The following is a 23059-nucleotide window of genomic DNA, read 5'->3' as shown; positions in this document are numbered from 1 at the left end:
CACCAACTTATATCAATGAAAAAGCCCCTTTTACTTTACAGTAAAAGGGGCTTTTAAATGGTGTGAGATATGTATTAATTATTACCCTTCTCGTAATCTGCTAAGAATTTTGCAAGACCGCTATCTGTAAGTGGGTGCTTTAATAATCCCTCTATAGATGATAATGGTCCCGTCATTACATCTGCTCCTATTTTTGCACAATCTATTACGTGCATAGTGTGACGTACAGATGCTGCTAGAATTTGAGTTTCAAACATATAGTTATCATAAATGTGACGAATCTCTGCAATTAAATTTAACCCATCTGTAGAGATGTCATCTAGTCGTCCTATAAATGGAGAGACATATGTTGCTCCAGCCTTTGCTGCAAGTAAAGCTTGCCCGCAAGAAAATACAAGTGTACAGTTTGTGCGTATTCCTTTATCAGAAAAATATTTTATAGCTTTAATACCATCTTTAATCATAGGTACTTTTACAACGATTTGCTCATGTAATGCAGCAAGCTCTTCCCCCTCTTTTACCATCTCATCATAAGTGGTTGCGATTACCTCTGCACTTACATCACCAGTTACGATCTCACAGATATCTTTATAATGTTGTAATATCTTTTCACGTCCAGTAATGCCCTCTTTAGCCATTAGTGATGGATTTGTAGTAACACCATCAAGAATTCCTAGATCTTGTGCTTCTTTAATTTGGTCAAGGTTTGCTGTATCTATAAAAAATTTCATAGTCTTTTCTTTTTATGATTTTACACAAATGTAGCTAAAAGTGATGTGCAGAAGCTAAGAGCGTGTTTAATTGTTTGTTAACTAAAGTTTATAATGATTAAGAAGTAGTTTTTCATACCAAGTATCTGGCAGTATGCGCTTAAGCGCAATACTAAAACGCTGCATAAAGAATCCTACTCGATAATGCACTTTAGGGTTTTTTGACTCCATCACACGTTTAACCACTTTTGCCATGATTACGGTGTCCATTCCTTCATCTACATGCGCATCCATTAATGAAAGTGTATTCTTATAATTCTCTTTGTATGGCGAATTGTGAAGCACTGGTGCATGGTAACGGCCTGCAGCAATATTAGTAGCAAAGTCACCTGGAGCAACCGTAGTCATCTTTACATTAAACTCTTTAAGTTCCATGCGGTACGCCTCTGTAGTAATCCCAAGGGCTCCTTTGGTCGCAGAGTAAATACCTCTATAAGGTAATCCCATATACCCTGCTATTGAGGTTATATTAATTACCATGCCGCTGCGCTGTTTACGCATTGTGGGCAACACCGCCTTTATTACTTCTAATGCTCCAAAGTAATTAGTCTCAAATACTCTTTTAATTTCAGCATCTGGTGTTTCCTCTAGAGGACCTGTAATACCCATTCCAGCATTGTTAATCAGGTAGTCTAATCTCCCTTCCTTTTCTAATACAGACGTTACAGCAGCCGCAATAGTCGCTGGCTTTGTAACATCTAGTGCAACCATATGCACTCCTTTTTCTATATTATTTTTTGGGTTACGGCTCGTTCCATATACAGTATACGACTGGTTTACAAGATACTGAGCAATGGCTAAACCTATTCCTGAGGAAGCCCCAGTGATTAAAACTACTTTTGACATAAATCTATTTAAAGGTGGTCAAAGATAAGAAGTTCGCTTATTGTTAATTAATACATGAGAGATTTTGTTAGTAGTATCTTTCTAAAGGGCAATTTGAGGGTTACGCTTTCGCGAAAGCATAAAAAAAACGTCCAGCATATGCCAAACGTTCTATATATGATTGTAAGAGCTTGTAACTATCTCGAACGTCTTGCTTTATTAAAAAATGCATAGTAAGGTGCTGTATCTCTTAGCATACTATATCCTGAAACTTCATCCTTTCTTTTACCATTTGAATCTAGTAGCAATACAGTCGGAAAAGATTTGTCCTTATTATATTTATCTTGAAGCTTCATGTTTTTCTTCTTTTGTTCTGGAGAAATGATATCTTCTCTAAAAGGGATATCTACCTCAAGCAACACAAAGTCATCTGCTTGTTGTATAAATTTATCAGTCTCCCAGAGGTCTTTTTTAAGCATTTTACAAGGTCCGCACCAGTCGCTGCCTGTAAAGTACATGATAATGGGTTTTCCCTGGCGTTGCGCTATTTTTTTTGCTTTGTCAAAATCAGTATACCATTTAGCCTCTTGAGCTTGTAATGTTACTGTTGAAATGAATAATAAAAATGCTATATGTTTCATTGTACTACTATTAGGGCTACTGCAAAGTTATAAACTTTTAAAAAATAACAAGAATCTTGCCATAATATTGCACTAAACCCTGTATTCTATCGGAAGTTACAAATCAAGGACCGCATTGTCCAAAGATTTGCGCACCTTTTTCATAGTAGAAAACATATCATCTTCTGCTCTATAACCTATGGGCAATACCAAAACCGACTGTAAGCCTATCTCAGTAAGGCCTAAAAACTTATCGTAACCCTCAGGTGTAAAACCCTCCATAGGACACGCATCTACTTCTTCAATCGCACAAACGGTGAGCAAATTACCCATTGCGAGATAAGCTTGTTTTGAAGCCCATAAGTCATTTTCTGCATTTGTAGCTTTTTTAAAGTGATCAAGAAGATAATTCTTAAATGGTTTAATAATTTCCTCTGGTGTATTTCTTATTTCTTTTACGTTATCAAAATAACTTTCTACATAATGCTCATCTACCTGCTTTTCAATACAGAAAATTAGCACATGTGAAGCATCTGCTACTTGTCGCTGGTTCATTGACAAAGGAACGAGAGCTTCTTGTTTCTCTTTATTACTTACTACAACTAATCGCACGGGCTGTAAGCCAAAGCTTGTAGCAGTAAGGTTAAAGGCGTTTTTGATTATTTCTATTTTTGAATCTGGTAGCATGCGTGTATTGTCAAACTTTTTAGTCGCATATCTCCATTTTAAAGCTTCTATTACTTGTGGCATCTGTTCTATTTTAAGACCTTGCAAAGATACACTTAGAAGTAAGCACTGCATCTTTTTTGTCTATTAAATATGCAAAATGGTTAAACAATTATGATTACTCTCAAAGAACGCATTGAAATCTCAGAAACTCGCATCTTTAAAGCGGTCTTTCCCAACACCACAAATCACTATGACACTCTTTTTGGTGGGACTGCAATGCATATGATGGATGAAGCAGCTTTTATATGCGCCACACGCTTTAGCCGAAAAAAAGTGGTTACCATTTCTACCAGTCAAATAGACTTTACTAAAGCCATTCCTCAAGGAACTATTGTAGAATTAATAGCTCGTATAGAGAAAGTGGGCAATACAAGTTGTGTGGTACGCGTTGAGATTTACAAAGAAGATATGTACAATTATGATCGTGAGCTAGCCGTAGCTGGAACATTTACTTTTGTAGCTATCAATGATAAAAAGAAACCTATTAAAATCATAGATAACGTCTAGTGCTTAAACATTTTAAAAAAATAATTGCCGTCACTCTCGTTGGGATAATCCTTCTTATTTGTGGAGTTTATGCGCTTTCTTACCATGTTGAAGAAAGTACAAAAAGCCAAACTTTTACAAATATTTCGCAGGTTCCAAAAGCTTATACTGTAATTGTCTTAGGCGCTAGTGTACGAGCAAACGGTAATCTATCTACAATGCTCGAAGATCGTGTATCAAGCGCCCTCAGCCTATATAAAGAAGGTAAAGTTAAGCGTTTTTTACTCTCGGGAGATAATGGCACTGCATCCTATAACGAGCCAAAGGCAATGAAAGCATATCTCATGGATAAAGGTGTTCCAGAAGATGATATCTTTCTAGATTATGCTGGTTTTGACACCTACGACAGTATGTATAGAGCCAGCTCTGTATTTAATGTAAAGGAGGCTGTAGTGGTTACTCAAGAGTTTCACTTGCCACGAGCACTGTATATTGCAAATCAACTTGGCCTTACCTATTACGGCTTTGTGGGAGACCAGCGAACTTACCAACGGGAAAGCGCAAATAAACGCAGAGAATTACTAGCAAATGTAAAAGCTTTTCTGGAGTTGACTATTAATAAAGAACCTACGTACTTAGGTGCAAAAATCCCAATTGATGGACCGCCACAGTCAAGCTATCCTCAATAAATAATTTTTAAGGAATTCAAAAACTACAGTACATTTACTTTTTAAAACAAACCACTTTGTTCGCTATACTTAAAAAAGAAATATCCTCATTTTTCTCCTCGGCAATTGGGTATCTGGTTATTGGGTTATTTCTCGTAGTTACCGGTTTATTTCTATGGGTTTTTCAAGGGCCTTTTAATATCACAGAGACTGGATTTGCAGATCTCGCACCGTTCTTCCAGATTGCACCTTGGATATTTATATTTCTTATTCCTGCTATAACCATGCGCAGTTTTAGTGAAGAACAAAAAGTAGGCACCTTAGAACTTCTACTCACAAAACCTATCTCTAAACTCCAGTTAACACTAGGAAAATTTTTAGGAGCATTTGCTCTTATCATACTTGCTATCATACCCACACTTATTTATGTAATCGCTATTTACCAACTGGGTAATCCCGTGGGAAACCTTGATGTAGGAGTAACCATAGGCAGTTATATAGGACTAATGCTTCTAGCTGCAACATTTACGGCAATAGGCATATTTGCCTCAAGCCTTACAGATAATCAAATCATAGCTTTTATAATCGCCGTGTTCTTAAGCTTCTTTTTATATTTTGGACTTGCAGGCATAGCAGCATTTAGTACCACAAGCAGCGTGAGAGATTTCATAAATTTAATGGGTTTACAATCGCATTATACTAGCATAAGCCGCGGTGTGGTTGATACTAGAGATCTCATTTACTTTATTAGTGTAACCGCATTCTTTATCATTATTACGATGATGAGATTGCATAAAAGGAGTACACTTTCGTGAAAAATATAAAATACATACTATCGCTCCTGCTTGTAATCATAGGCCTATTTATAATTAACATTATAGGTTCGCTAGTTCACAAACGCTATGACCTTACGCAAGATCAACGCTACAGTTTAAGTGATCCTACGCTTGATTTATTAGATCAATTAGACAGTCCGTTGATTATTGATGTTTTTCTAGAAGGTAATTTTCCCGCGGAGTTTAAAAAACTACAAAACGAAACGCGCTATCTGCTAGAGGAAATGCAAGCCTATAATGATAACATTAGGTTCGAATTTTCAAACCCAGTAGAAGATGGAGAAAATGTAGCCGAAGTTGCTGGACAATTCAATGAATTTGGGATGACTACCATCCCTCTCAAAGTAAAAGAAAACGGAAAGGAGACCACGCAAACTATTTTTCCGTGGGCTACTATAAATTTTAATGACAAAGCAGTACCGGTAGGACTTGTAAAGAATGTAGTAGGTGCTTCTCCTGAGCAACTCGTATACGCTTCTATACAAAACCTTGAATACGTTTTTGCCGAAAGTTTACACAGCACATTAAATGCAAAGTCTAAGCGTATTGCAGTTTTAAGAGATAATGGCGAGCTACCAGATGCAAACATTGCAGATATGTTTCGTAAACTAGGTGACACCTATAATATCGCTCCTTTCCCATTAGAATTTGCAAACCAAGATCCAGAAAAGGCACTCAAAGCTTTACAAAACACCTTTGATCTAGTAGTTATTGCAAAGCCTACAAAAGCATTTACAGACAAGCAGAAGTATGTGATTGATCAATATATCATGAATGGTGGTAACAGCCTTTGGATGCTAGATGCTGTAGCCATGGAAGATGATAGTCTTCGCAATGATCAAGGTAAAACTATTGCTTTCCCTAGAGATATTAATCTAGATGACCAACTGTTTAAATATGGAATTAGAGTAGACCCATCCTTAGTAGTAGACCTCTACTCTGCCCCGCTTAGTGTTGCCTCTGGTGATGGCAGTGATGCTCAGTACATACAGCTACCATGGTTGTATAGACCACAAGTACCCAGTATGAATACGCATCCCATTAATACTAATATTGAAAAACCTGTTCTTTTCAATTATGCAAATCCTATCACTTTATTAGACAACAATAGAGGCGTAAATAAAACGGTTTTATTGCAATCTAGTATTTATACTAAAATAGAAAGTACGCCACGAGAAATCTCTCTCGGTCAGGTAGATATTGAACCTATAGAAAGTGATTTTCAAAATGGGCAACAACCACTGGCCGTTTTGCTAGAAGGATCGTTTAATTCGGCTTTTACTAATAGAGTATTACCAGATGGAAGTGATAAAAGTAATTTTCGCGAAAGCGCACAAAAAAATCCTAAGCTTATACTCATAGCCGATGGTGATATAATCTCAAATAGTCTTGATGCACGCGGGCAACCACTAGAATTAGGATTTGATTATTACACAAGAACCAGCTATGGAAATAAAGAGTTTTTGCTCAATGCGATTAACTATCTCCTTGATGACACTGGGCTTATTAACATACGTAGTAAAGAAATTGCACTTCCTTTTCTTGATATAAAAAAGGCAGCACGAAGTATGAGCACGTGGCAGGTCTTGACTATTGGGCTTCCGCTGGCTATTTTGCTTATCTTTGGACTCATCTACAACGCAATTAGGAAGCGCCGTTACGCGCGCTAGATGTTGATAAGTTAATTATAAAAGCCGTCGCATTTAAAATATATTTGTAAGTAGTGAGTGAGGCATAAATAGCGTCACTTTTGATACCATTTTATTGTATTGCAAAACCTAACTTTCTATGAAATTTATAGTCTCTAGTACATACCTCCTTAAACAATTACAAGTATTGGGTGGTGTGATAAATAATAGTAACACCCTACCTATACTCGATAATTTCCTTTTTGAACTAGATGGAAATACACTAACAGTTTCTGCATCAGATCTAGAAACTACCATGACATCAAAGTTAGATGTTGAGTCTAGTGATAATGGTGCGATTGCGTTACCAGCTCGTTTACTTCTTGATACGCTTAAGACGTTTCCAGAGCAACCACTTACGTTTACACAGCACGAGAATAATACCGTAGAGATAAGCTCAAACCATGGTAAATATGCACTAGCATATGCAGATGGAGCAGAGTTTCCTAATGCAGTATCGCTAGAAGATCCTAGTGTTGTAAAAATACCTGGAAGTGTACTAGCTACAGCAATAAGCAATACAATTTTTGCTACAGGAAATGATGATTTACGCCCAGTAATGAGTGGTGTATTTTTTCAGTTTGGTACAGATGGACTAACCTTTGTAGCAACAGATGCTCACAAGCTTGTAAAGTATGGCCGCACAGATGTGGTAGCTTCTCAAGCAGCAGAGTTTATCATGCCTAAGAAACCACTTAACTTACTTAAGGGAATACTTTCTACTTCTGATGATGAAATCGCCGTAGAATACAACGAGAGTAATGCAAAATTTACATTTGACAATGTAGAACTTGTATGTCGTCTTATTGATGGTAAATACCCTAACTATGAAGCGGTAATCCCAAAAGAGAATCCAAATAGATTAACAATTGATCGTAATCAGTTTTTAAATTCTGTACGTCGTGTTTCTATTTTCTCTAATAAGACTACACACCAGATTCGTTTGAAAATCGCTGGAGCAGAGCTTAATATTTCGGCAGAAGATATTGATTACAGTAATAAAGCAGAAGAGCGTCTTACTTGTGATTATCAAGGTGATGATATGCAAATAGGCTTCAACTCTCGTTTCTTAACAGAGATGCTTAATAATATGAATGCAAATGATGTTTCACTAGAAATGTCACTACCTAATAGAGCAGGTATCCTTACTCCAGTTGATGGACTAGATGAAGGAGAGCAAGTAACAATGCTTGTAATGCCGGTTATGCTTAACAACTAAGATTTAAAGTCTTTTACAATGAAAAGGTCATTCTGTAACTAGAATGACCTTTTTTTTTGCATTTCTTTAATCTCTTCAAAAAGTGTTTGAGCAATTAGGCTTTCGCGAAAGCAAAAAAAACTTCAAACGAATCTCACATATTTTTATTCAGTTGAAATCAGTACTTTTAGCATAATAAACAATACCTCATAAATGAAAAAATATATTGCCCTGATGGGACTGGGACTTATTGCCCTTTCTTGTAACGAATCAAAAAAAATAGTAGCTCCTGCTGCTCCATCTGAACCTGTACTTATAGATGTTACCTCACTTGAAAGCAATGAGAATGATGTACGTAAGTATACCAATACTATAACTGCAAATGAGCTTCAAGACATGCTCTACGTATTTGCAGGAGATGATTTTGAGGGACGTAATACTGGAGATCCAGGACAAAAGAAAGCAGCTGCATACCTCGTAAACTATTATAAGCAACTAGAAGTGGCTCCGGGAAATAATGGAGATTATTACCAGATTGTACCTAAAACATTTTTTAGAAAAGGAAGCGAATTAAATGACTCAGAAAACGTGCTAGCTTTTATAGAAGGTTCAGAGAAGCCTGAGGAAGTACTTGTACTCTCTGCACACCTAGATCACGTAGGAATGGACTCCAAAGGTAATGTCTTTAACGGAGCAGATGATGATGGATCTGGTACTGTAGCTTTACTAGAAATCGCAGAAGCTTTTAAACAAGCTGTAAAAGACGGAAAAGGACCAAAGCGCTCTATCCTCTTTTTACACGTTACAGGAGAAGAGAAAGGCTTATACGGGTCTAGATATTACTCAGAAAATCCTGTATACCCGCTAGCAAACACTATTGCAGACCTCAATATCGATATGATAGGACGTAATGATGATGCACACTTAGAGGACAACAACTACGTTTATTTAATAGGATCAGATAAATTAAGTACAGATTTACACAATGTATCTTCTGCTGTAAATGCTAAGTATTTTGATATCAATCTAGATTACCGTTATAATGTAGAAAATGAGCCTAACCGTTTTTACTACCGCTCAGATCACTACAACTTTGCAAAGAAGAATGTGCCTATAATTTTTTACTTTAATGGAACACATGAAGATTATCACAAAATAGGTGATACACCAGATAAGATTAACTACCCTTTACTTGAAAAGCGCACAAAACTTGTCTTTGCAACTGCTTGGGAACTTGCAAATCGTAAGGATAGACCTGTGGTAGACAAAGCAGAGAAAGAAGAATAAATTATTTTTAAAATTATTATGTGTTTTATTTAAGTAAATTCACCTAATAATCAACACTTTGAAAAAGGAGTGAAAAATTTCACTCCTTTTTTTATTAGAAAATGTTGCACATCTTCTAATATTAATTATCTTTGCACTCGCAATTAAAATGGTGGTTGTAGCTCAGTTGGTTAGAGCGCTGGTTTGTGGTACCAGAGGTCGCCGGTTCGAACCCGGTCTTCCACCCTTATTCAAGTCTTCAGAGAAATCTGAAGACTTTTTTTATGCTTATATGTGAGCGACTCATCACTTAGCTGAAAGCAATAAGCACAAAAAAACCACCCTTAGGTGGCTTTTTTATAACTCAGAATATTTATTCCCTAGTTGCTTAATGTGATCTTATTTACTCCATATACTCTTAAGTATTGCTTTGTGGTAGTGTCTGGGGTAACAACTCTCATCTCGTCATTTGATTTAATAGGATAAATGGTCATGGTGTAAGCATTTTGCTCTCTAAACGTTAACTTTTTATCAACTATGTTGTCACCTTTCACATCATACTTCATAAGCAGTTGTGATGGTAACTTCTTAAGGGTATCTAAGCCAGATACATTTGATGCGTAATTGAAAGATATCGAATTAGGGACACTCTCTAAACGAAACGAAGACGTTTGTCCTATCGCAACCACTCCGCACATTAAAAAACAAATAGTTAAAATTCGCTGTATCATCTCCATTTCATTTTAAATCAAACAAGCTATCTACCGCTGGATAGCGCTCTACAGTAAAACCTTCTCCATATTCTGTACCTATGAGACGTCCTAGGTCTCTAGAGCGATAGTTAATGCTCTCTTTAAAGGTTTCGCTAGAAATAGGAGTGTCACCATCTTTATTGTTTGGATTGTGAAACTGTGAGCTATATGCAAAGACGGCATCACACTTTTTATCTATAAACCCGCTTACATCTACCACCACATCTGGCTCGATGTGTTGCCATTGTATATAGTGATACACAGTCTTAGGGCGCCATTTTTCTTGTGACTTTCCGTCTACAGAAGTTTCTATTTTTTTCAATCCGCTCAAGAAGCAAGCATCACTTGCAAGTTTACTTCCCTTTCCGTGGTCTATATGCCTATCTGTAATTGCATTACAGAGCACCATTTCCGGTTGATACTTTCTTATTACTTCGATGATTTTGAGTTGGCTTTCTTTATCATTAACAAAGAAACCATCTGCAAGTGCAAGATTCTCACGTACTGCTACACCTAGAATCTTTGCTGCAGCTGCAGCTTCCTCATCGCGTATCTCTGCACTACCACGGGTTCCTAGTTCGCCTCTTGTGAGATCAAGTATTCCTACTTTCTTTCCATTTGCTATCTCTTTTGCTAGGGTTGCACCACAACCTAATTCTACATCGTCTGGGTGTGCTCCGATGGCAAGTATATCTAGTTTCATATGTATGCTCGCTAGGCGAGTGTCTTTTGGATTATAATTATATTGTAATCGGATTCACTCATCAATTACATGCACACTTGGCCATTTTTTCATTTCTAAAAAAACAAACCAAGAAGGCTAGACTCGATCAAGCTTTAATCTGCAACCAGTACTGTCTTTTTTAATACTGCCTTTAGCGCTTGATCTATATCTTCCATCAGGTCTTCCTTCTCCTCTATTCCTACAGAAAAACGAATTAAGCCATCTGCGATGCCTTGTTTTGCTCGCTCTTCTTCTCCTAACAATGAGTGCGAAGTTTGTGCTGGACATAACATAGTACTCTCTACACCTGCAAGGCTCATAGAGGGTTTGATAAGGTGTAGCGCTTTTTGAAAATCTTCGGCATCAATGTGTGATGCTAACTCAAATAACATCATTCCTCCAAAACCACTCATCTGCTTTTTGGCAAGTTTGTAGTCTGGATGAGATTTTAATCCCGGATAGTACACGCGGCTTATCTCATCTTTTTTATCAAGCCATTTGGCTATTTTCTTTGCATTTCTATTTTGTGCTTTTACACGTAATGCCATGGTTTTCATGCTACGCTCAAGCATCCATACGGTAAGGTCACTTAGACTTCCACCTAGATTTTTTGCCAGATTCCAGATGCGATCCATATGTTCTTGGCTCGCAGCAATTGCTCCTGCACAGATGTCACTGTGCCCTCCCATATATTTTGTTGCAGAGTGAAGTATAATATCAATCCCAAAATCTGCTGGATTTTGATTTACTGGAGAGGCAAATGTATTATCTATCATGGTCACAATGCCGTGTTTTTTGGCAAGTGTAGCAACCATCTTCATATCTGTCACTTTCATAAGTGGATTAGAAGGTGTCTCAATGTAAATCACTTTAGTTTGTGGAGTTATCGCTTTCGCGAAAGCGGCCTCACTCAAATCCTCAGTAAATGAATAGGTAATACCGTATTTTTCAAACTCCTCAACGACGAGGTTATACGTGCCTCCATATAATGTTTCTTGAAGCACAACATGGTCGCCACTTCTCAAAAAAGCAAGCAATGCAGTACTTACTGCCGCCATACCACTACCAAAGATCATCCCAGCCTCTGTCTTCTCAAGGGCAGCAATTTTCTTGCTTAATCCTTCTTGATTAGGAGTATTAAAGTAGCGAGGGTAGCGCTTTACATCTACATCCATAAAGGCATAAGAAGATGATAAGTAGATAGGAGATACAGCTCCTTGAAACTGCTCGTCTTTAATTTCTCCTGTATGCGTACAAATGGTATTAAGGCCTTTATGTGATTTACTCATAGTGTATGTTTTTTTTCAAATCTAAAAATACAAAAAAGGGTTACAGTAAATCAGCCAATTTATTATAGTTTAGGAGCGGACTTATCAAGAAAATTCTTACAGCACTAACGTTCAATATTTTACATTTTAATATGAAATTCTCGGTCTAAACTTAGATAAACTATCAGTTAAAGTAGCTACCTTTAAGACAATGAAATTATAATATTAGATTGTAAAGCAAAATACACTTTTGACTCGTAAGTATCCACAATTGATGACCATTAGTACATAATTTTATTATTTGAAGTAAAACTCGAAAAATAAGTCATTTAATAACCACATAAATACCAACCTTCTAGTAATGCCTTATGTTATTGTCTTTAAATAAGAACCCAGCAAATAGCAATACGTATATGAAGGAATAATATGATCATACCTAACTTTAACATCACACCCGGCAATACCGTAGGGGACATTTTTATTAATAAAGGAATAAGGACTTTTTACGATGCTATACGAGCTGTACATAACCTTCCATACGGTAGGTTAAAGGACCCCTTAGATTTGGGATCTGTAATTACCGAAGGGCAAGGCACATGTAGTACAAAGCATGCAACTCTAAAGGCACTCACAGATGAGCATGCAATCTATGGACTGCAACTAGAGCTCATAATTTATGCCATGGATAATACCAATACCCCAGGCATAGGTAATGTGCTTGAAAAGTATAACCTACCTTATATACTTGAGGCACATACAGTACTGGCATATGATGATGAGATGTACGATTATACCTTTGCTGGAACATACAGTATGAAATGGAGAGATGCGGTACTTATGCAAACCACTATAGATACAGATCAGATACAGGATTATAAAGAAGACTATCACAAATCTGTACTACAAGATTGGATAGAAAGAGATAAGCTAGCATATAGTCTTGATGAAATATGGAAGATAAGAGAAGAGTGTATACAAGAACTAAGCGCTGTAAAATCACATTAAAACAGTCACAGCTTTTATAAACTAATTATCGTGAACATCATTCCATATAATTCTCAATTTGCTGCAGATTTTAAAACTCTTAATATAGAATGGCTTGAGGCCTTTTTTTACGTAGAGCCTTATGATCTCAAAGTGTTGAGTAATCCCGAAGAATATATCATTAACAAAGGAGGTTTTATCTTTTTTGCATTAAAAGATGATCAAATTCTAGGTACGGTAGCGCTTATGCCTACTGGAAATACTGGTGCGTTAGAACTTACAAAGATGGCAGTCTCACCTTCGGCTAGAGGGATGGGTATTGGACAGCAATTGATTGCACATTGTCTCGCTTTCGCGAAAGCGCAACATCTCAACAAACTGATTTTATACTCACACCGTAAGCTTGAAAATGCTATTTATATTTATAAAAAATGGGGTTTTAAGGAAATTCCACTAGAAGAAAACGCTGCTTACGAGCGCGCAAACATTAAAATGGAGCTCGCATTTAACTAATTTTTGTCATAATGTAACCTGTAAGACGATAACTTTGTTAATGTAATCCATTAAAATAATGATGTTATGAAATATTTATGTACCCTCTTTATTATCGCTTGTGCGATGAGCAGCTGTAAAGAAACCGCAAAAGAAACGGAAACCGTTACCACGGTAGAAGAAGTGGAAGAACTAACTACCACAACAGACTCAGAAGTTAAAGAGTTTGAAATTATCCCTATTGAACATGCATCTACTATTCTTAACTGGGATGGTAGAACCGTTTATGTAGATCCAGTGGGAAAACCTGAGCTTTACGAAGGTTATAAAAAGCCAGATCTTATTGTAATTACCCACCTTCATGGAGATCACCTCAATGTACAAACTCTCGAAGGGCTAGACACCTCAACCGCGAGAATCGTAGTGCCACAATCTGTAGCAGATAAGATGCCAGAAGCCTTTAGCTCAAAACTTGACATCTTAAATAACGGAGAAAAAACAGAAACTTTAGGCATCACGACAAACGCTGTACCCATGTATAATCTAGGTCCAGTAGAGGAACGCCGTCACAAAAAGGGATGGGGTAATGGTTATGTACTAGAGAAAGACGGTAAGAGAGTTTACTTTTCTGGAGATACAGAAGATATTCCAGAGATGCGCAATTTACAAAATATTGACATTGCCTTTGTTTGTATGAACTTACCTTATACAATGACGGTAGAGAGTGCTGCTAGTGCAGTTTTAGATTTTAAACCTACACAAGTATATCCATTTCATTACAGAGGGTCAGAAGGTTTAAGTGATGTTGACACATTTAAATCCATTGTCAATAAAGGAAGTGATGCTATTGAGGTTGTACAGCTAGATTGGTATCCTAATCGTAGCTAAAACACATTTTAATAGTAGCGTTTATAACAAAAGAAAGCCGCAATGGACCTAGGTCGCATTGCGGTTTCTTACTTAACCTACTTAAGTTTCTTCTATTTTAAACTGAATGATGTTTGAGCAATAAGTACTCCTTTATCAAACACGTTTACTTCGTATTTCCCTTCAAGAAAATCCTTTGTTGTTTTACCTATATTCTCACAAATATCAAGTGCGGTGTTCTCATAGTAAAACTTTGAAATTGCACTATAATTAACCACTTTACCATCAAAGGCAACTTGCTTATTTTCTCCTAGTGTTGCTCCAGAAGGATCTATAATTTGTACATATAATACACGGTCTCCAGCTTCTGCAAGTCTATTTTGCGGTACTGTATAACATGCCCTTAGCTTATCTACGCGCCTATTGTTTGAGTTCTCTACCAGCTTACCAGAAGAACGTTCTATAACACCCACCGCTCTTAGCTTGTTTGCTGCTAGTGCAGATCCTAAGGTCACTCTTTCTGCTAGGGCAGAATTCTCGAGCGTAAGTGAGTCCCCTACCCCGCGCTGTACTTCAAGCTCATAGGTAGTACTATCAATACGCATAGCGAGCATCTGGTTACTTCCTCGTAGTGAATCATTTTGAGCAAATAAGAAATCACGTTCATTACGTAATTTAAAAACCTCTGCTCTATACTTTCCTAAGCTTGCAATAGTTGCATCTTTTGCCTCAATATCACCTATAAGCTTTTGGATTCTATCACGTGCATCATTAAGTTCTGTGTCCTTAAGGTTATTCTCCTCAATGACTACATCGTATTTACTCACCATTTCTTTAAGATCTGAGAGTACTACGTTTTTTTCCTTTGTGAGTTGGCTCTTTGTATCCTTCTCTTGGTTATACAATTTTACAGCAAAGGCACCGGCCACGACAAGAAGTACTGCAAGGATTCCTGCAATAATCTTAATCCCGTTTCCACTTTTTTCGTTATCCATAATTTAATAGTTGTTTTAATGGTTATACGTTTAATGCAAAGAATTGGATTTTATTATAAACGCTTTAGCGAAAATATTCTTTTTACCATACAATTAACGCCAACTTTTAAAAAATGTTAAAATATATTAACGGCCTAGATTGTAGAAGATGAGATTCTTAATAATTGTTTGTTTGCCCTTGTGCATAAATTAATTTTAAAATTCTTAATTTACATATAGCGTTTGAGAGTTCGGGTTATTAGAATTCTTCAATATGGAATAGTCTCATAATACGGGTAAACCAATTTTATTTTTACGCTTTCGCGAAAGCGTAACACCTCAACACCCTACTATCACTGTTAACTAATATTAAAATAGAATCCTACTCAAACTATTTTACGGAAATTGCAACGATGAATAAAATTTACACAAAACTCAAATTGCTATATAGTCAAGTCACAGGAAACATAGGTTTCTTTCCAAGTCTTATAGCTTTGATGGGACTTGCCTTTGCTTTTTTAATGCTCTACATAGAGGAACAAGGAGTTTCCAAATACTTTATTGACAATTTCCCGTGGCTCGTTATTAATAATGCAGATACTGCGCGCACACTATTAAGCACATTTATAGGAGGTATTATCTCTCTTATGGTTTTTAGCTTTTCTATGGTGATGTTATTACTCAATCAAGCATCTAGTAATTATTCTCCTCGTATTCTCCCAGGACTTATATCAAATAAAAAGCACCAGTATGTGTTAGGTTTTTACATTGCTGTAATTATCTATTGTATCATCATATTATTGAGTATAGTTCCTACAGATGATAAACATCAATTACCAGGTTTTGCAGTTCTAGTGGGTATTATTTTAAGTATTCATGTACTTGCAGCATTTATCTACTTTATTCACTCGATTTCGCAAGCAATACAGATTAACAATATTACTGATCGTATTTTTAGCGCAGCACGAAAGAGACTACAAACACTCATTGATAAGGAAAATGAAGTGGAAGGCCTTGACATTTTTGACGACGTTTCTGATTGGCATGGCTATAAAAGCACTTCATCTGGATATCTTAATGATATTGCCTTTGATTCACTGTCAAAACTTGCAAAAGAGCAGGATATCTCTATAAAGATGCTCGTTTCTAAAGGAGAGTTTGTACTAGTAGATGTCCCAATAGTAAAGGTAAATAAAGAGCTTGATGAAGAAAATCAAGATATGCTTCAATCATGTTTTGGGTTTTCTCGTAGTGAGATAGTGAAACTCAATTATGTATTAGGTTTTAAACAGCTTACAGAAATTGCTGTAAAAGCGATGAGTCCAGGTATAAATGACCCTGGAACTGCCATAACCTGTATTGATTACCTTACAGAGCTTTTTGCATTAAGAATGCTCAAGAAAGATAATAGCTACGTAGTAAATAATGATAATAAAGCTGTTGTGTCGCTAGATACGGTAGATTTTGATGAGCTTATTTATTACATATTTGCTAGCCTCCGTCAGTATTGCAAGGCAGATTTTATTATGATGACAAAAATGTTGACCTCACTTTATTATCTCAAAAATGTGGAGACCATAGACGATACCTATAAAGAGGTCATAAATACACAAGCCCATCTCGTTCTTGAGGATGCACAAACATTTATTAAAAATGAAACAGACTTAAAAAATCTAAAAGAGTTTACTCAAAAATTTAAGTAAAATAAAATATTTCATAACCACCCAGTTCACAATCCTAATAATACAACAGGCTAGATTTGTAAAAATGTTTTAGCTACTAGCGATTATAATACTTGATAAAGTACCTTACGTTTGCGTATGCGTTGGTTTTTAGACTTTAACAGATTTAAAAAACGTAGTTAATGTAACAAAGTGAAATACTTTCCTACATATAGGGTATGTATAAATCATTTTTTCAAAATATAGCGACAGAACAAGGAGGTACTTTCTTATATCGTGATAAAGATATAGGCATAGGTGGCGGCATACGACTTCCTAAGGTACAGTATTTATTAAAAATCCCTGTTGGGGATACTGAGATAAACATCATTAATATCACTGGAAAAGAATTTTCTGGTCACATCTCTATGAAGTTGCCTATACAGCTAGAAAGTCACATTTTTGAACTCACTACAAACTCGCATATTAAATCACTGTTCATAGGAAAATCAAAGCGTTTTAACATCAATAGCGCCAGCTCTCAAATGACTGAGTTTTTAAGAAACAACAGCCATATTGCGAGCTTAAAAGAAATTGCTCAAGAAGATAGCTTCCAGCCTATTATTACAGGAAGCAATGAGGATAACTACTACACATTAATAGCAAAGTATCATCTAGAATTTGATAATTGGAACAGTCCTGTGCTTCCACTTATAGATTTATTTAAAGAGTTGCACACACGGTTTGTAGTTAATAGCGAGCGCTTTGCAAACGATGTCACTATCAGTATAGGGTCTTAAATAACTCCTAACACAATCTTAAACTCTATACACTAGCGCTAGTTATCTTATAGCTTTGTTATACTTACCTTTCTTAAAGGTCTAAGTATAACAACCAACCTATGAAACACTACGCCATAATAGGAGGCGGCCCTAGAGGGCTTTTTGCTCTTGAAAGCCTTTTTACTGCGCTTTACAATAACGCTCTAGATGCTCAAATAAAAGTTACGTTATTTGAACCTTTTGAGTACCCAGGTTCAGGGTGGGTGTGGAACCCAGAACAAGTAGCAAGTAACTGGCTTAATATTACGGAGCGTGCCTTGCAAGACTTACCTGGCAGACCAGAAATGAAACTAGGTGATGCTATTATCCCCGCATTTCCCTCTTATACGGAGTGGTTACCAGAAGAACAACAAAACCCTCCTGCTACACATCCCGACCAGTTCCCTCCACGGGCAAAAATGGGTACCTACCTTAATGCTCGATTTGAAGTCCTCGCGGCGGCACTTAAAGGATTTGGGTTGCTAGATATCATAACAGAAACCGTAACCGAACTCACCTACATAGCACCACACTTTACCGCAAAGACATCAACGCAGTCTGTAGAAGAAATAGAAGAAGTGGTCCTCACGATAGGTCATCAAGACACGATACTTTCAGATCAGCTGCAAGAGTGGCAAGATCACGTGGCAGAAACTGACAACGCCATTCTGTTTACAGAGGCATACCCAGTAGAAAAAATAATGCAAGCAAACATAACTTCAGATAGCATAGTTGCTTTTAGGGGTTTTGGACTTGCTATGATAGACCAGATACGAGCACTCACTTTACAACGTGGAGCACATTTTGAGACTATAAATGAAGATACAAAGGAGCTTATTTTTCACGGCACAAAAAACCATCCGCAGCGGTTTGTTCCTTTTTCTTTGGATGGGCTTCCTATGGTGCCTAAGCCTATAAACGAGGCGGTAGATAAGTTATTTATGCCCAGTGATGATGCTATAGACGCTTTCGCGAAAGCGATACATAAAGGAGCTTGTGGCGATCACCTAGCAAAAGATCAGTATTTCTTGCTAGAAGCAATGGCAGCTGTGGTAGCTCCATTATTTTTAGGAATAGAAGACAAGGCACTTTCACACGACTTGTCTGAAGAGGAAGTTTATTTCTTAAGCATAAATTACCTCAACAATAAATCCCTAGACCATTCCCTACTTCTATCACACGAGACATCTGTATTAAAAATGATGCAACAGCAAGTTGCAATGGCAGTAGGAGAAGCGCCAGTAAGCCTTGACTACTTTATAGGTCAAGTATGGCGACACTGCCAGCCTACCATCTATAGAGAGTTCTCATATCCAGAAATTGCAGATGATGTGGTGGCAGAAGTTATTGCCCTTGACGAAGCATCAAAAAGATATTCTTACGGACCACCAGTTGAAAGCATACAACAGCTTATTGCACTTGCAAAAGCAGGAATTTTAGATCTTGACTTTGTAAACAACCCAGAAATCACTTGTGTTGAAAACGGCTGGCAGCTTGAGTCTGACAGTAACAAGGTAACAATAGACGTAATGCTTAACGCCGTACTTGACGCTCCACAACTTGTCACAGTAGATACACCAATAATTAAAAACTTACTGCACAACGAGATGATTGAGCCTAAGCATACTGACCTAGGCATACGCACTGGAGATTATGGTTATGTAGAAGTGCCTGAAGGAAAAAGTTTTGTTCCGCTAGCGGTATTAGGGAGATTATCTAAAGGAAGTGTGATAGGTGTAGATGCAATTTTAGAATGCTTTGGACCACGCACGATAAGCTGGTCTGAGCGCAGCATAGATTTAATGAAGAACGAAAAATAAAGAAGATGAGTAGAGGATTTGTAAAAGAAGATGACCAAGAAGAAACTCCTATAATTCCACCTAGAGCGGCACTGCCAGATGGTGTGATAAACTACGTCACAAGCCACGGACTATCCCAACTTAAGGAAGAGCTCAGTACACTAGATACTAAAATCTCCACCCTAGATGAAACAGATGAGCGCGAGCGCAGACGAGCACTTGCAGTACTTAATGGAAAGCGCAACTTACTACTAGAACGCATACAGAGTGTAAGACTGCTTGATCATATAAAGGATGAGGGCGAGATACGTTTTGGCGCCACAGTCACGTATACCATCGCTGGTATGCCTAAGCCCATTACCATCCAAATTGTGGGTGTAGATGAGGCCAGTGTTAAAGATAAAAAGATCGCCTTTACCGCTCCTATTGCTAGAGCACTTATCGGCAAGAGAATAGATGAAACAACTACATTTCAGCTGGGTAATGAGGAGAGGAAACTTACTATTAAAAATATAGTTTACACTGTTTAGAAATAAAATTACGCTTTCGCGAAAGCGTAACAAATACGTTTAAAAACAAAATCGCATATCGTAACTTTATCATCAAAAATAAAGCTACTTAATCCCTAATTTATCACCTATGCAAACGATTCTATATAAAGCAAACACTCGAGGAAACGCAAACCACGGCTGGTTACAGAGTTTTCACACCTTTAGCTTTGCGAGTTACCATAATCCAGAACGTATAACCTTTGGGGCGATGCGCGTGCTCAATGATGACACCGTAGCGGCCGGTAGAGGTTTTGATATGCACAGGCATCTTAATATGGAAATTGTATCTATCCCACTCTCTGGCGATCTAGAGCATAAAGATAGTATGGGTAACCAGACGGTGATACAGCAAGGTGACATCCAAGTGATGAGCGCCGGGACGGGAATTGATCATAGTGAGTATAATAAAAATAAGGATCGTGAGGTACAGTTTTTACAAATTTGGATTATGCCTAACCAGCGACCAGTATCGCCTCGTTATGACCAAATTAAAATAAACGAACACCACCTCAAAAATGAATTTGTGCAAATACTCTCACCAAATCAAGAAGATGAGGGTGTGTGGATTTACCAAAATGCTTGGTTTCATATGGGTGAGTTTACTCAAGAGCAAACGGTTGTACATAAAATTCATAAAGAAGAGAATGGCCTTTTTGTTTTTGTACTCGAAGGTAGCGCTCACGCCGCTGGCGAACTATTAGACAGACGTGATGCCATAGGAGTTTATGACATTGCCGAGCTAGAAATCACCGCACAGTCTGATTCAAAAATTTTACTTATCGAGGTGCCTATGCAGTTTTAATAAATCAAACGTTCAAACCTATGAGTAGTAAACCCATTTCAATTATCATTTGTTGTTTTATTTATTTTTTCAATTTATCTACACTTGCTCAAAAAAATGAAACAAAAGAATTTCCTAAGCTTAGTGATACTATAACTTCAAAAGGGGCGTATAATAGAAATCCTATAGGCGAATATAATGACGCATACTATCAGCTAGAAAGACTTAACGATAACATTGGGTTACCTCCAAATAAATTTAACTTTACTACACCTCAAGCTACACTTGAGCATTTTATATTGAGTTGTCGCGAAGAGAGATTTGAAGATGCTGCTTATGCTTTAAATCTCAATCTTTTTCCAAAAAACGTTACAAAGGAAGAAGCATCAATCCTAGCGGAAAAATTTTATTTTGTTATAAATCAAAGAATAGCTATTAACTGGGAAGGAATTTCAGATAGATTAGATGGTCAAGTTGACATCACTACATCAACCAATAAGAATATCTCTGGTACACCAAGACGAAGTGTAGTTTTTGGAGAAGTTGCCATAGAAAATAGAGATGTAGTACTACGACTTCAACGAGTCAAGCTTAAAGATTGGGGAGCATTCTGGATAATAAGCGCAAATACTGTTGAGAATATCGAACCGCTATATGCACTTTATGGCCCGAGAAAATTAGACAGAATAATGCCTAATTGGTCAAAAGTTGGTGTTTTAGGAATCCCTATTTGGAAAATTATTGGAACTATACTTTTAGCATTTTTAGGCTATATTCTTGGTTGTTTTATGTCTTTTATAACTAGAAAATTATTTCTCAGTTCAAACAAACCATTACTCAAGTCCATCGCGACAAAAATGGCTAAACCAGCAGGTATTGTAATAGGTGTAATTTTCTTTTACCTAACATTAACGTATCTAATTTCCTTTTCTGGAAGTATGGCAAGTACCGTTTATGCTATATTATTAATCATTGTCATTACCTCTATTGCTTGGTTTTTAATGAGTTTTATAGATTACATTTTTGCTTATGTTACAGAAAATCGATTGGGCGATTCATCACTAGAAGAAAACAAGCATGCCCGAATGATGATGACTTATATTTCTGTTGCAAGAAGAGTCTTGACAATAATTATAATAGTTGTGGCTATCACTGTAATTTTTTCGCAGTTTAGATCTCTGGAAAAACTAGGAATTTCCCTTCTGGCATCTGCTGGACTTATAACAATAATATTGGGTGTCGCAGCTCAAAATACTCTTGGAAATATTATCGCAGGAATACAGATTGCACTTACACAACCCGCAAGTATAGGAGATACTATCAATATTGAGGACGAGTGGGGTTATGTAGAAGATATTAGATTTACTTATATGGTAGTGCGAACTTGGGACTCAAGACGACTCATAATTCCATTAAAAGATGTTATTTCAAAACCTTTTGAAAATTGGTCTATGACCAATCCAAAACAGGTAAGACCAATTATCGTTTATGCAGATTATCGTATTGATGTGCAAAAAGTAAGAGAGAAGTTTGCTCAACTTTTGATAGATTCTGAAGATTGGGATGAAGAGCACGAGCCTACTGTACAGGTTACTGGTGTAACAGAAAAATCTATTGAAATAAGAGCACTTTGCAGTGCAAAAGATGCTTCTACTACATGGGATTTGCATTGTAAACTAAGAGAACAGCTAGTACAGTTTGTGGCTTCACTTAATAGTGGAGAATATCTAGCCAAACAGCGTCATCAGATTGAGAAAGATTAAGTTGATTAAAATTATAATCATTAATTACGCTTTCGCGAAAGCGTAACAAAACCCTGTTAAAAGCTACTTACATACAAACTTATATAAATGATTATTACAACTACAAATAGTATACAAGGCAGAGAGATCACGCAATACTTAGGTGTGATTACAGACTTCATCTATGCAAAGATTTACAATACTAAAGGACTCAGTTTTCGAGATTCACTTAATAGTGACAAGATTTATGAAAGTAGCGAAGAAGGTATAGATGCTGCCAAACAAGAAGTACTCAAGAAACTGGAGGCCAAAGCTACAGAAATGGGAGCTCACGCGATTGTGGGAGTTACAATGGATGTAGAAGTTATAAATCAAGGTCTTAAGTTGGGAATTTCGGCAATGGGGACTGCGGTTGCGTTAAAGTAGTGTCAAGGTAAAATGTGTCACATCAACTCTCAAGAATTACAACAGGCGCTATTTACTTGATTAGTGTCCAAGTGTAGCTGATGTTTCAAATCTTAAATATATCCCATTTAATATGATTTTAAGACGGCTGC

The 23059-nt window shown here is 36.9% G+C and carries 24 protein-coding genes and 1 tRNA gene; 17 read left to right on the top strand and 8 right to left on the bottom strand.

The features are described 5' to 3' along the window. Positions 1 to 74: 74 nt before the first annotated feature. The 4 genes from fsa to JM84_RS08720 form a co-directional block, all read right to left on the bottom strand. Positions 75 to 731, bottom strand: a complete 657-nt coding sequence (gene fsa, locus JM84_RS08735; protein ID WP_013752390.1) for a fructose-6-phosphate aldolase — start codon at positions 729 to 731, stop codon at positions 75 to 77. Positions 732 to 812: 81 nt separating this feature from the next. Then, positions 813 to 1616 carry an SDR family oxidoreductase gene (locus JM84_RS08730; protein ID WP_013752391.1) on the bottom strand — a complete coding sequence of 268 codons (804 nt, stop codon included), beginning with the start codon at positions 1614 to 1616 and terminating at the stop codon, positions 813 to 815. A gap of 176 nt (positions 1617 to 1792) precedes the next feature. Continuing rightward, positions 1793 to 2236: a thioredoxin family protein gene (locus tag JM84_RS08725; protein WP_013752392.1), complete on the bottom strand. Its 444-nt coding sequence runs from the start codon at positions 2234 to 2236 to the stop codon at positions 1793 to 1795. Between the two features lie 96 nt (positions 2237 to 2332). After that, positions 2333 to 2965, bottom strand: coding sequence for an NAD(P)H-dependent oxidoreductase (locus JM84_RS08720; protein ID WP_013752393.1), 633 nt, complete (start codon positions 2963 to 2965; stop codon positions 2333 to 2335). Positions 2966 to 3055: 90 nt separating this feature from the next. On the opposite strand from JM84_RS08720, the gene JM84_RS08715 reads away from it, so the two are divergent. The 7 genes from JM84_RS08715 to JM84_RS08685 all read left to right on the top strand — a co-directional run bounded on the left by JM84_RS08715 (position 3056) and on the right by JM84_RS08685 (position 9333). Continuing rightward, positions 3056 to 3451 (top strand): acyl-CoA thioesterase, encoded by a 396-nt coding sequence (locus JM84_RS08715; protein ID WP_013752394.1) that lies wholly within the window; start codon positions 3056 to 3058, stop codon positions 3449 to 3451. Further along, positions 3451 to 4119: a vancomycin high temperature exclusion protein gene (locus JM84_RS08710; protein ID WP_013752395.1), complete on the top strand. Its 669-nt coding sequence runs from the start codon at positions 3451 to 3453 to the stop codon at positions 4117 to 4119. The genes JM84_RS08715 and JM84_RS08710 overlap by 1 nt, the downstream gene beginning before the upstream one ends. A 56-nt stretch (positions 4120 to 4175) precedes the next feature. Beyond that, complete coding sequence (gene gldF / locus JM84_RS08705; protein ID WP_013752396.1) at positions 4176 to 4913, top strand: gliding motility-associated ABC transporter permease subunit GldF; 738 nt, start codon at positions 4176 to 4178, stop codon at positions 4911 to 4913. After that, complete coding sequence (gene gldG / locus JM84_RS08700) at positions 4910 to 6604, top strand: gliding motility-associated ABC transporter substrate-binding protein GldG (protein WP_013752397.1); 1695 nt, start codon at positions 4910 to 4912, stop codon at positions 6602 to 6604. The genes gldF and gldG overlap by 4 nt, the downstream gene beginning before the upstream one ends. Before the next feature lie 118 nt (positions 6605 to 6722). Then, the gene (dnaN, locus tag JM84_RS08695; protein ID WP_108878628.1) at positions 6723 to 7841 is read left to right on the top strand and encodes a DNA polymerase III subunit beta; all 1119 of its coding nucleotides are present in this window, start codon (positions 6723 to 6725) and stop codon (positions 7839 to 7841) included. A 192-nt stretch (positions 7842 to 8033) separates the two neighbouring features. Continuing rightward, a complete protein-coding gene (locus JM84_RS08690; protein WP_013752399.1) occupies positions 8034 to 9107 on the top strand; it encodes a M28 family metallopeptidase in 1074 nt (357 codons plus the stop codon). A 150-nt stretch (positions 9108 to 9257) separates the two neighbouring features. Next, a tRNA-His gene (locus JM84_RS08685) sits at positions 9258 to 9333 on the top strand. Between the two features lie 133 nt (positions 9334 to 9466). Here the strand turns inward: JM84_RS08685 and JM84_RS08680 are convergent. From JM84_RS08680 to JM84_RS08670, 3 genes are all read right to left on the bottom strand, one after another. Next, entirely contained in the window at positions 9467 to 9817 is a 351-nt protein-coding gene (locus JM84_RS08680) for a hypothetical protein (RefSeq protein WP_013752400.1), read from the bottom strand. Between the two features lie 7 nt (positions 9818 to 9824). Continuing rightward, positions 9825 to 10541 carry a bacillithiol biosynthesis deacetylase BshB1 gene (bshB1, locus tag JM84_RS08675; protein WP_013752401.1) on the bottom strand — a complete coding sequence of 239 codons (717 nt, stop codon included), beginning with the start codon at positions 10539 to 10541 and terminating at the stop codon, positions 9825 to 9827. Positions 10542 to 10675: 134 nt separating this feature from the next. Then, positions 10676 to 11851, bottom strand: a complete 1176-nt coding sequence (locus tag JM84_RS08670; RefSeq protein WP_144783750.1) for a trans-sulfuration enzyme family protein — start codon at positions 11849 to 11851, stop codon at positions 10676 to 10678. A 405-nt stretch (positions 11852 to 12256) separates the two neighbouring features. Between JM84_RS08670 and JM84_RS08665 the strand changes: the two genes are divergently transcribed. From JM84_RS08665 to JM84_RS08655, 3 genes are all read left to right on the top strand, one after another. Then, entirely contained in the window at positions 12257 to 12835 is a 579-nt protein-coding gene (locus JM84_RS08665) for a hypothetical protein (RefSeq protein ID WP_013752403.1), read from the top strand. A 30-nt stretch (positions 12836 to 12865) separates the two neighbouring features. Beyond that, entirely contained in the window at positions 12866 to 13327 is a 462-nt protein-coding gene (locus JM84_RS08660; protein ID WP_013752404.1) for a GNAT family N-acetyltransferase, read from the top strand. Positions 13328 to 13393: 66 nt separating this feature from the next. Continuing rightward, entirely contained in the window at positions 13394 to 14194 is an 801-nt protein-coding gene (locus tag JM84_RS08655; RefSeq protein WP_013752405.1) for an MBL fold metallo-hydrolase, read from the top strand. Between the two features lie 92 nt (positions 14195 to 14286). Here the strand turns inward: JM84_RS08655 and JM84_RS08650 are convergent, their stop codons facing one another. Continuing rightward, positions 14287 to 15168 (bottom strand): hypothetical protein, encoded by an 882-nt coding sequence (locus JM84_RS08650; protein WP_013752406.1) that lies wholly within the window; start codon positions 15166 to 15168, stop codon positions 14287 to 14289. Between the two features lie 392 nt (positions 15169 to 15560). On the opposite strand from JM84_RS08650, the gene JM84_RS08645 reads away from it, so the two are divergent. From JM84_RS08645 to JM84_RS08615, 7 genes are all read left to right on the top strand, one after another. Further along, positions 15561 to 16850, top strand: a complete 1290-nt coding sequence (locus JM84_RS08645; protein WP_013752407.1) for a DUF2254 domain-containing protein — start codon at positions 15561 to 15563, stop codon at positions 16848 to 16850. Positions 16851 to 17047: 197 nt separating this feature from the next. Further along, entirely contained in the window at positions 17048 to 17608 is a 561-nt protein-coding gene (locus tag JM84_RS08640) for a hypothetical protein (RefSeq protein ID WP_013752408.1), read from the top strand. 101 nt (positions 17609 to 17709) lie between these two features. Then, positions 17710 to 19449: an FAD/NAD(P)-binding protein gene (locus JM84_RS08635; RefSeq protein WP_144783748.1), complete on the top strand. Its 1740-nt coding sequence runs from the start codon at positions 17710 to 17712 to the stop codon at positions 19447 to 19449. A 5-nt stretch (positions 19450 to 19454) separates the two neighbouring features. Next, positions 19455 to 19958 carry a GreA/GreB family elongation factor gene (locus JM84_RS08630; RefSeq protein WP_013752410.1) on the top strand — a complete coding sequence of 168 codons (504 nt, stop codon included), beginning with the start codon at positions 19455 to 19457 and terminating at the stop codon, positions 19956 to 19958. 109 nt (positions 19959 to 20067) lie between these two features. After that, positions 20068 to 20781: a pirin family protein gene (locus tag JM84_RS08625; protein ID WP_144783746.1), complete on the top strand. Its 714-nt coding sequence runs from the start codon at positions 20068 to 20070 to the stop codon at positions 20779 to 20781. Positions 20782 to 20801: 20 nt separating this feature from the next. Beyond that, the gene (locus JM84_RS08620; protein ID WP_144783744.1) at positions 20802 to 22523 is read left to right on the top strand and encodes a mechanosensitive ion channel family protein; all 1722 of its coding nucleotides are present in this window, start codon (positions 20802 to 20804) and stop codon (positions 22521 to 22523) included. Positions 22524 to 22610: 87 nt separating this feature from the next. Next, the gene (locus tag JM84_RS08615) at positions 22611 to 22928 is read left to right on the top strand and encodes a YbjQ family protein (protein ID WP_013752413.1); all 318 of its coding nucleotides are present in this window, start codon (positions 22611 to 22613) and stop codon (positions 22926 to 22928) included. Positions 22929 to 23059: the final 131 nt, after the last annotated feature.

The organism is Dokdonia sp. Hel_I_63 (genome assembly GCF_007827285.1).
Taxonomy (GTDB): Bacteria; Bacteroidota; Bacteroidia; order Flavobacteriales; family Flavobacteriaceae; genus Dokdonia.
Note: the sequence above shows the minus strand (reverse complement) of the source record. Positions and strands in the feature narration are given on the sequence as shown.

Bases quoted from the DNA above. Each gene is read 5' to 3' on its own strand.
- fsa (WP_013752390.1), bottom strand. From the start codon at position 731: ATGAAATTTTTTATAGATACAGCAAACCTTGACCAAATTAAAGAAGCA.
- JM84_RS08730 (WP_013752391.1), bottom strand. From the start codon at position 1,616: ATGTCAAAAGTAGTTTTAATCACTGGGGCTTCCTCAGGAATAGGTTTA.
- JM84_RS08725 (WP_013752392.1), bottom strand. From the start codon at position 2,236: ATGAAACATATAGCATTTTTATTATTCATTTCAACAGTAACATTACAA.
- JM84_RS08720 (WP_013752393.1), bottom strand. From the start codon at position 2,965: ATGCCACAAGTAATAGAAGCTTTAAAATGGAGATATGCGACTAAAAAG.
- JM84_RS08715 (WP_013752394.1), top strand. From the start codon at position 3,056: ATGATTACTCTCAAAGAACGCATTGAAATCTCAGAAACTCGCATCTTT.
- dnaN (WP_108878628.1), top strand. From the start codon at position 6,723: ATGAAATTTATAGTCTCTAGTACATACCTCCTTAAACAATTACAAGTA.
- JM84_RS08690 (WP_013752399.1), top strand. From the start codon at position 8,034: ATGAAAAAATATATTGCCCTGATGGGACTGGGACTTATTGCCCTTTCT.
- JM84_RS08680 (WP_013752400.1), bottom strand. From the start codon at position 9,817: ATGATACAGCGAATTTTAACTATTTGTTTTTTAATGTGCGGAGTGGTT.
- bshB1 (WP_013752401.1), bottom strand. From the start codon at position 10,541: ATGAAACTAGATATACTTGCCATCGGAGCACACCCAGACGATGTAGAA.
- JM84_RS08670 (WP_144783750.1), bottom strand. From the start codon at position 11,851: ATGAGTAAATCACATAAAGGCCTTAATACCATTTGTACGCATACAGGA.
- JM84_RS08665 (WP_013752403.1), top strand. From the start codon at position 12,257: ATGATCATACCTAACTTTAACATCACACCCGGCAATACCGTAGGGGAC.
- JM84_RS08655 (WP_013752405.1), top strand. From the start codon at position 13,394: ATGAAATATTTATGTACCCTCTTTATTATCGCTTGTGCGATGAGCAGC.
- JM84_RS08650 (WP_013752406.1), bottom strand. From the start codon at position 15,168: ATGGATAACGAAAAAAGTGGAAACGGGATTAAGATTATTGCAGGAATC.
- JM84_RS08645 (WP_013752407.1), top strand. From the start codon at position 15,561: ATGAATAAAATTTACACAAAACTCAAATTGCTATATAGTCAAGTCACA.
- JM84_RS08640 (WP_013752408.1), top strand. From the start codon at position 17,048: ATGTATAAATCATTTTTTCAAAATATAGCGACAGAACAAGGAGGTACT.
- JM84_RS08635 (WP_144783748.1), top strand. From the start codon at position 17,710: ATGAAACACTACGCCATAATAGGAGGCGGCCCTAGAGGGCTTTTTGCT.
- JM84_RS08630 (WP_013752410.1), top strand. From the start codon at position 19,455: ATGAGTAGAGGATTTGTAAAAGAAGATGACCAAGAAGAAACTCCTATA.
- JM84_RS08625 (WP_144783746.1), top strand. From the start codon at position 20,068: ATGCAAACGATTCTATATAAAGCAAACACTCGAGGAAACGCAAACCAC.
- JM84_RS08620 (WP_144783744.1), top strand. From the start codon at position 20,802: ATGAGTAGTAAACCCATTTCAATTATCATTTGTTGTTTTATTTATTTT.
- JM84_RS08615 (WP_013752413.1), top strand. From the start codon at position 22,611: ATGATTATTACAACTACAAATAGTATACAAGGCAGAGAGATCACGCAA.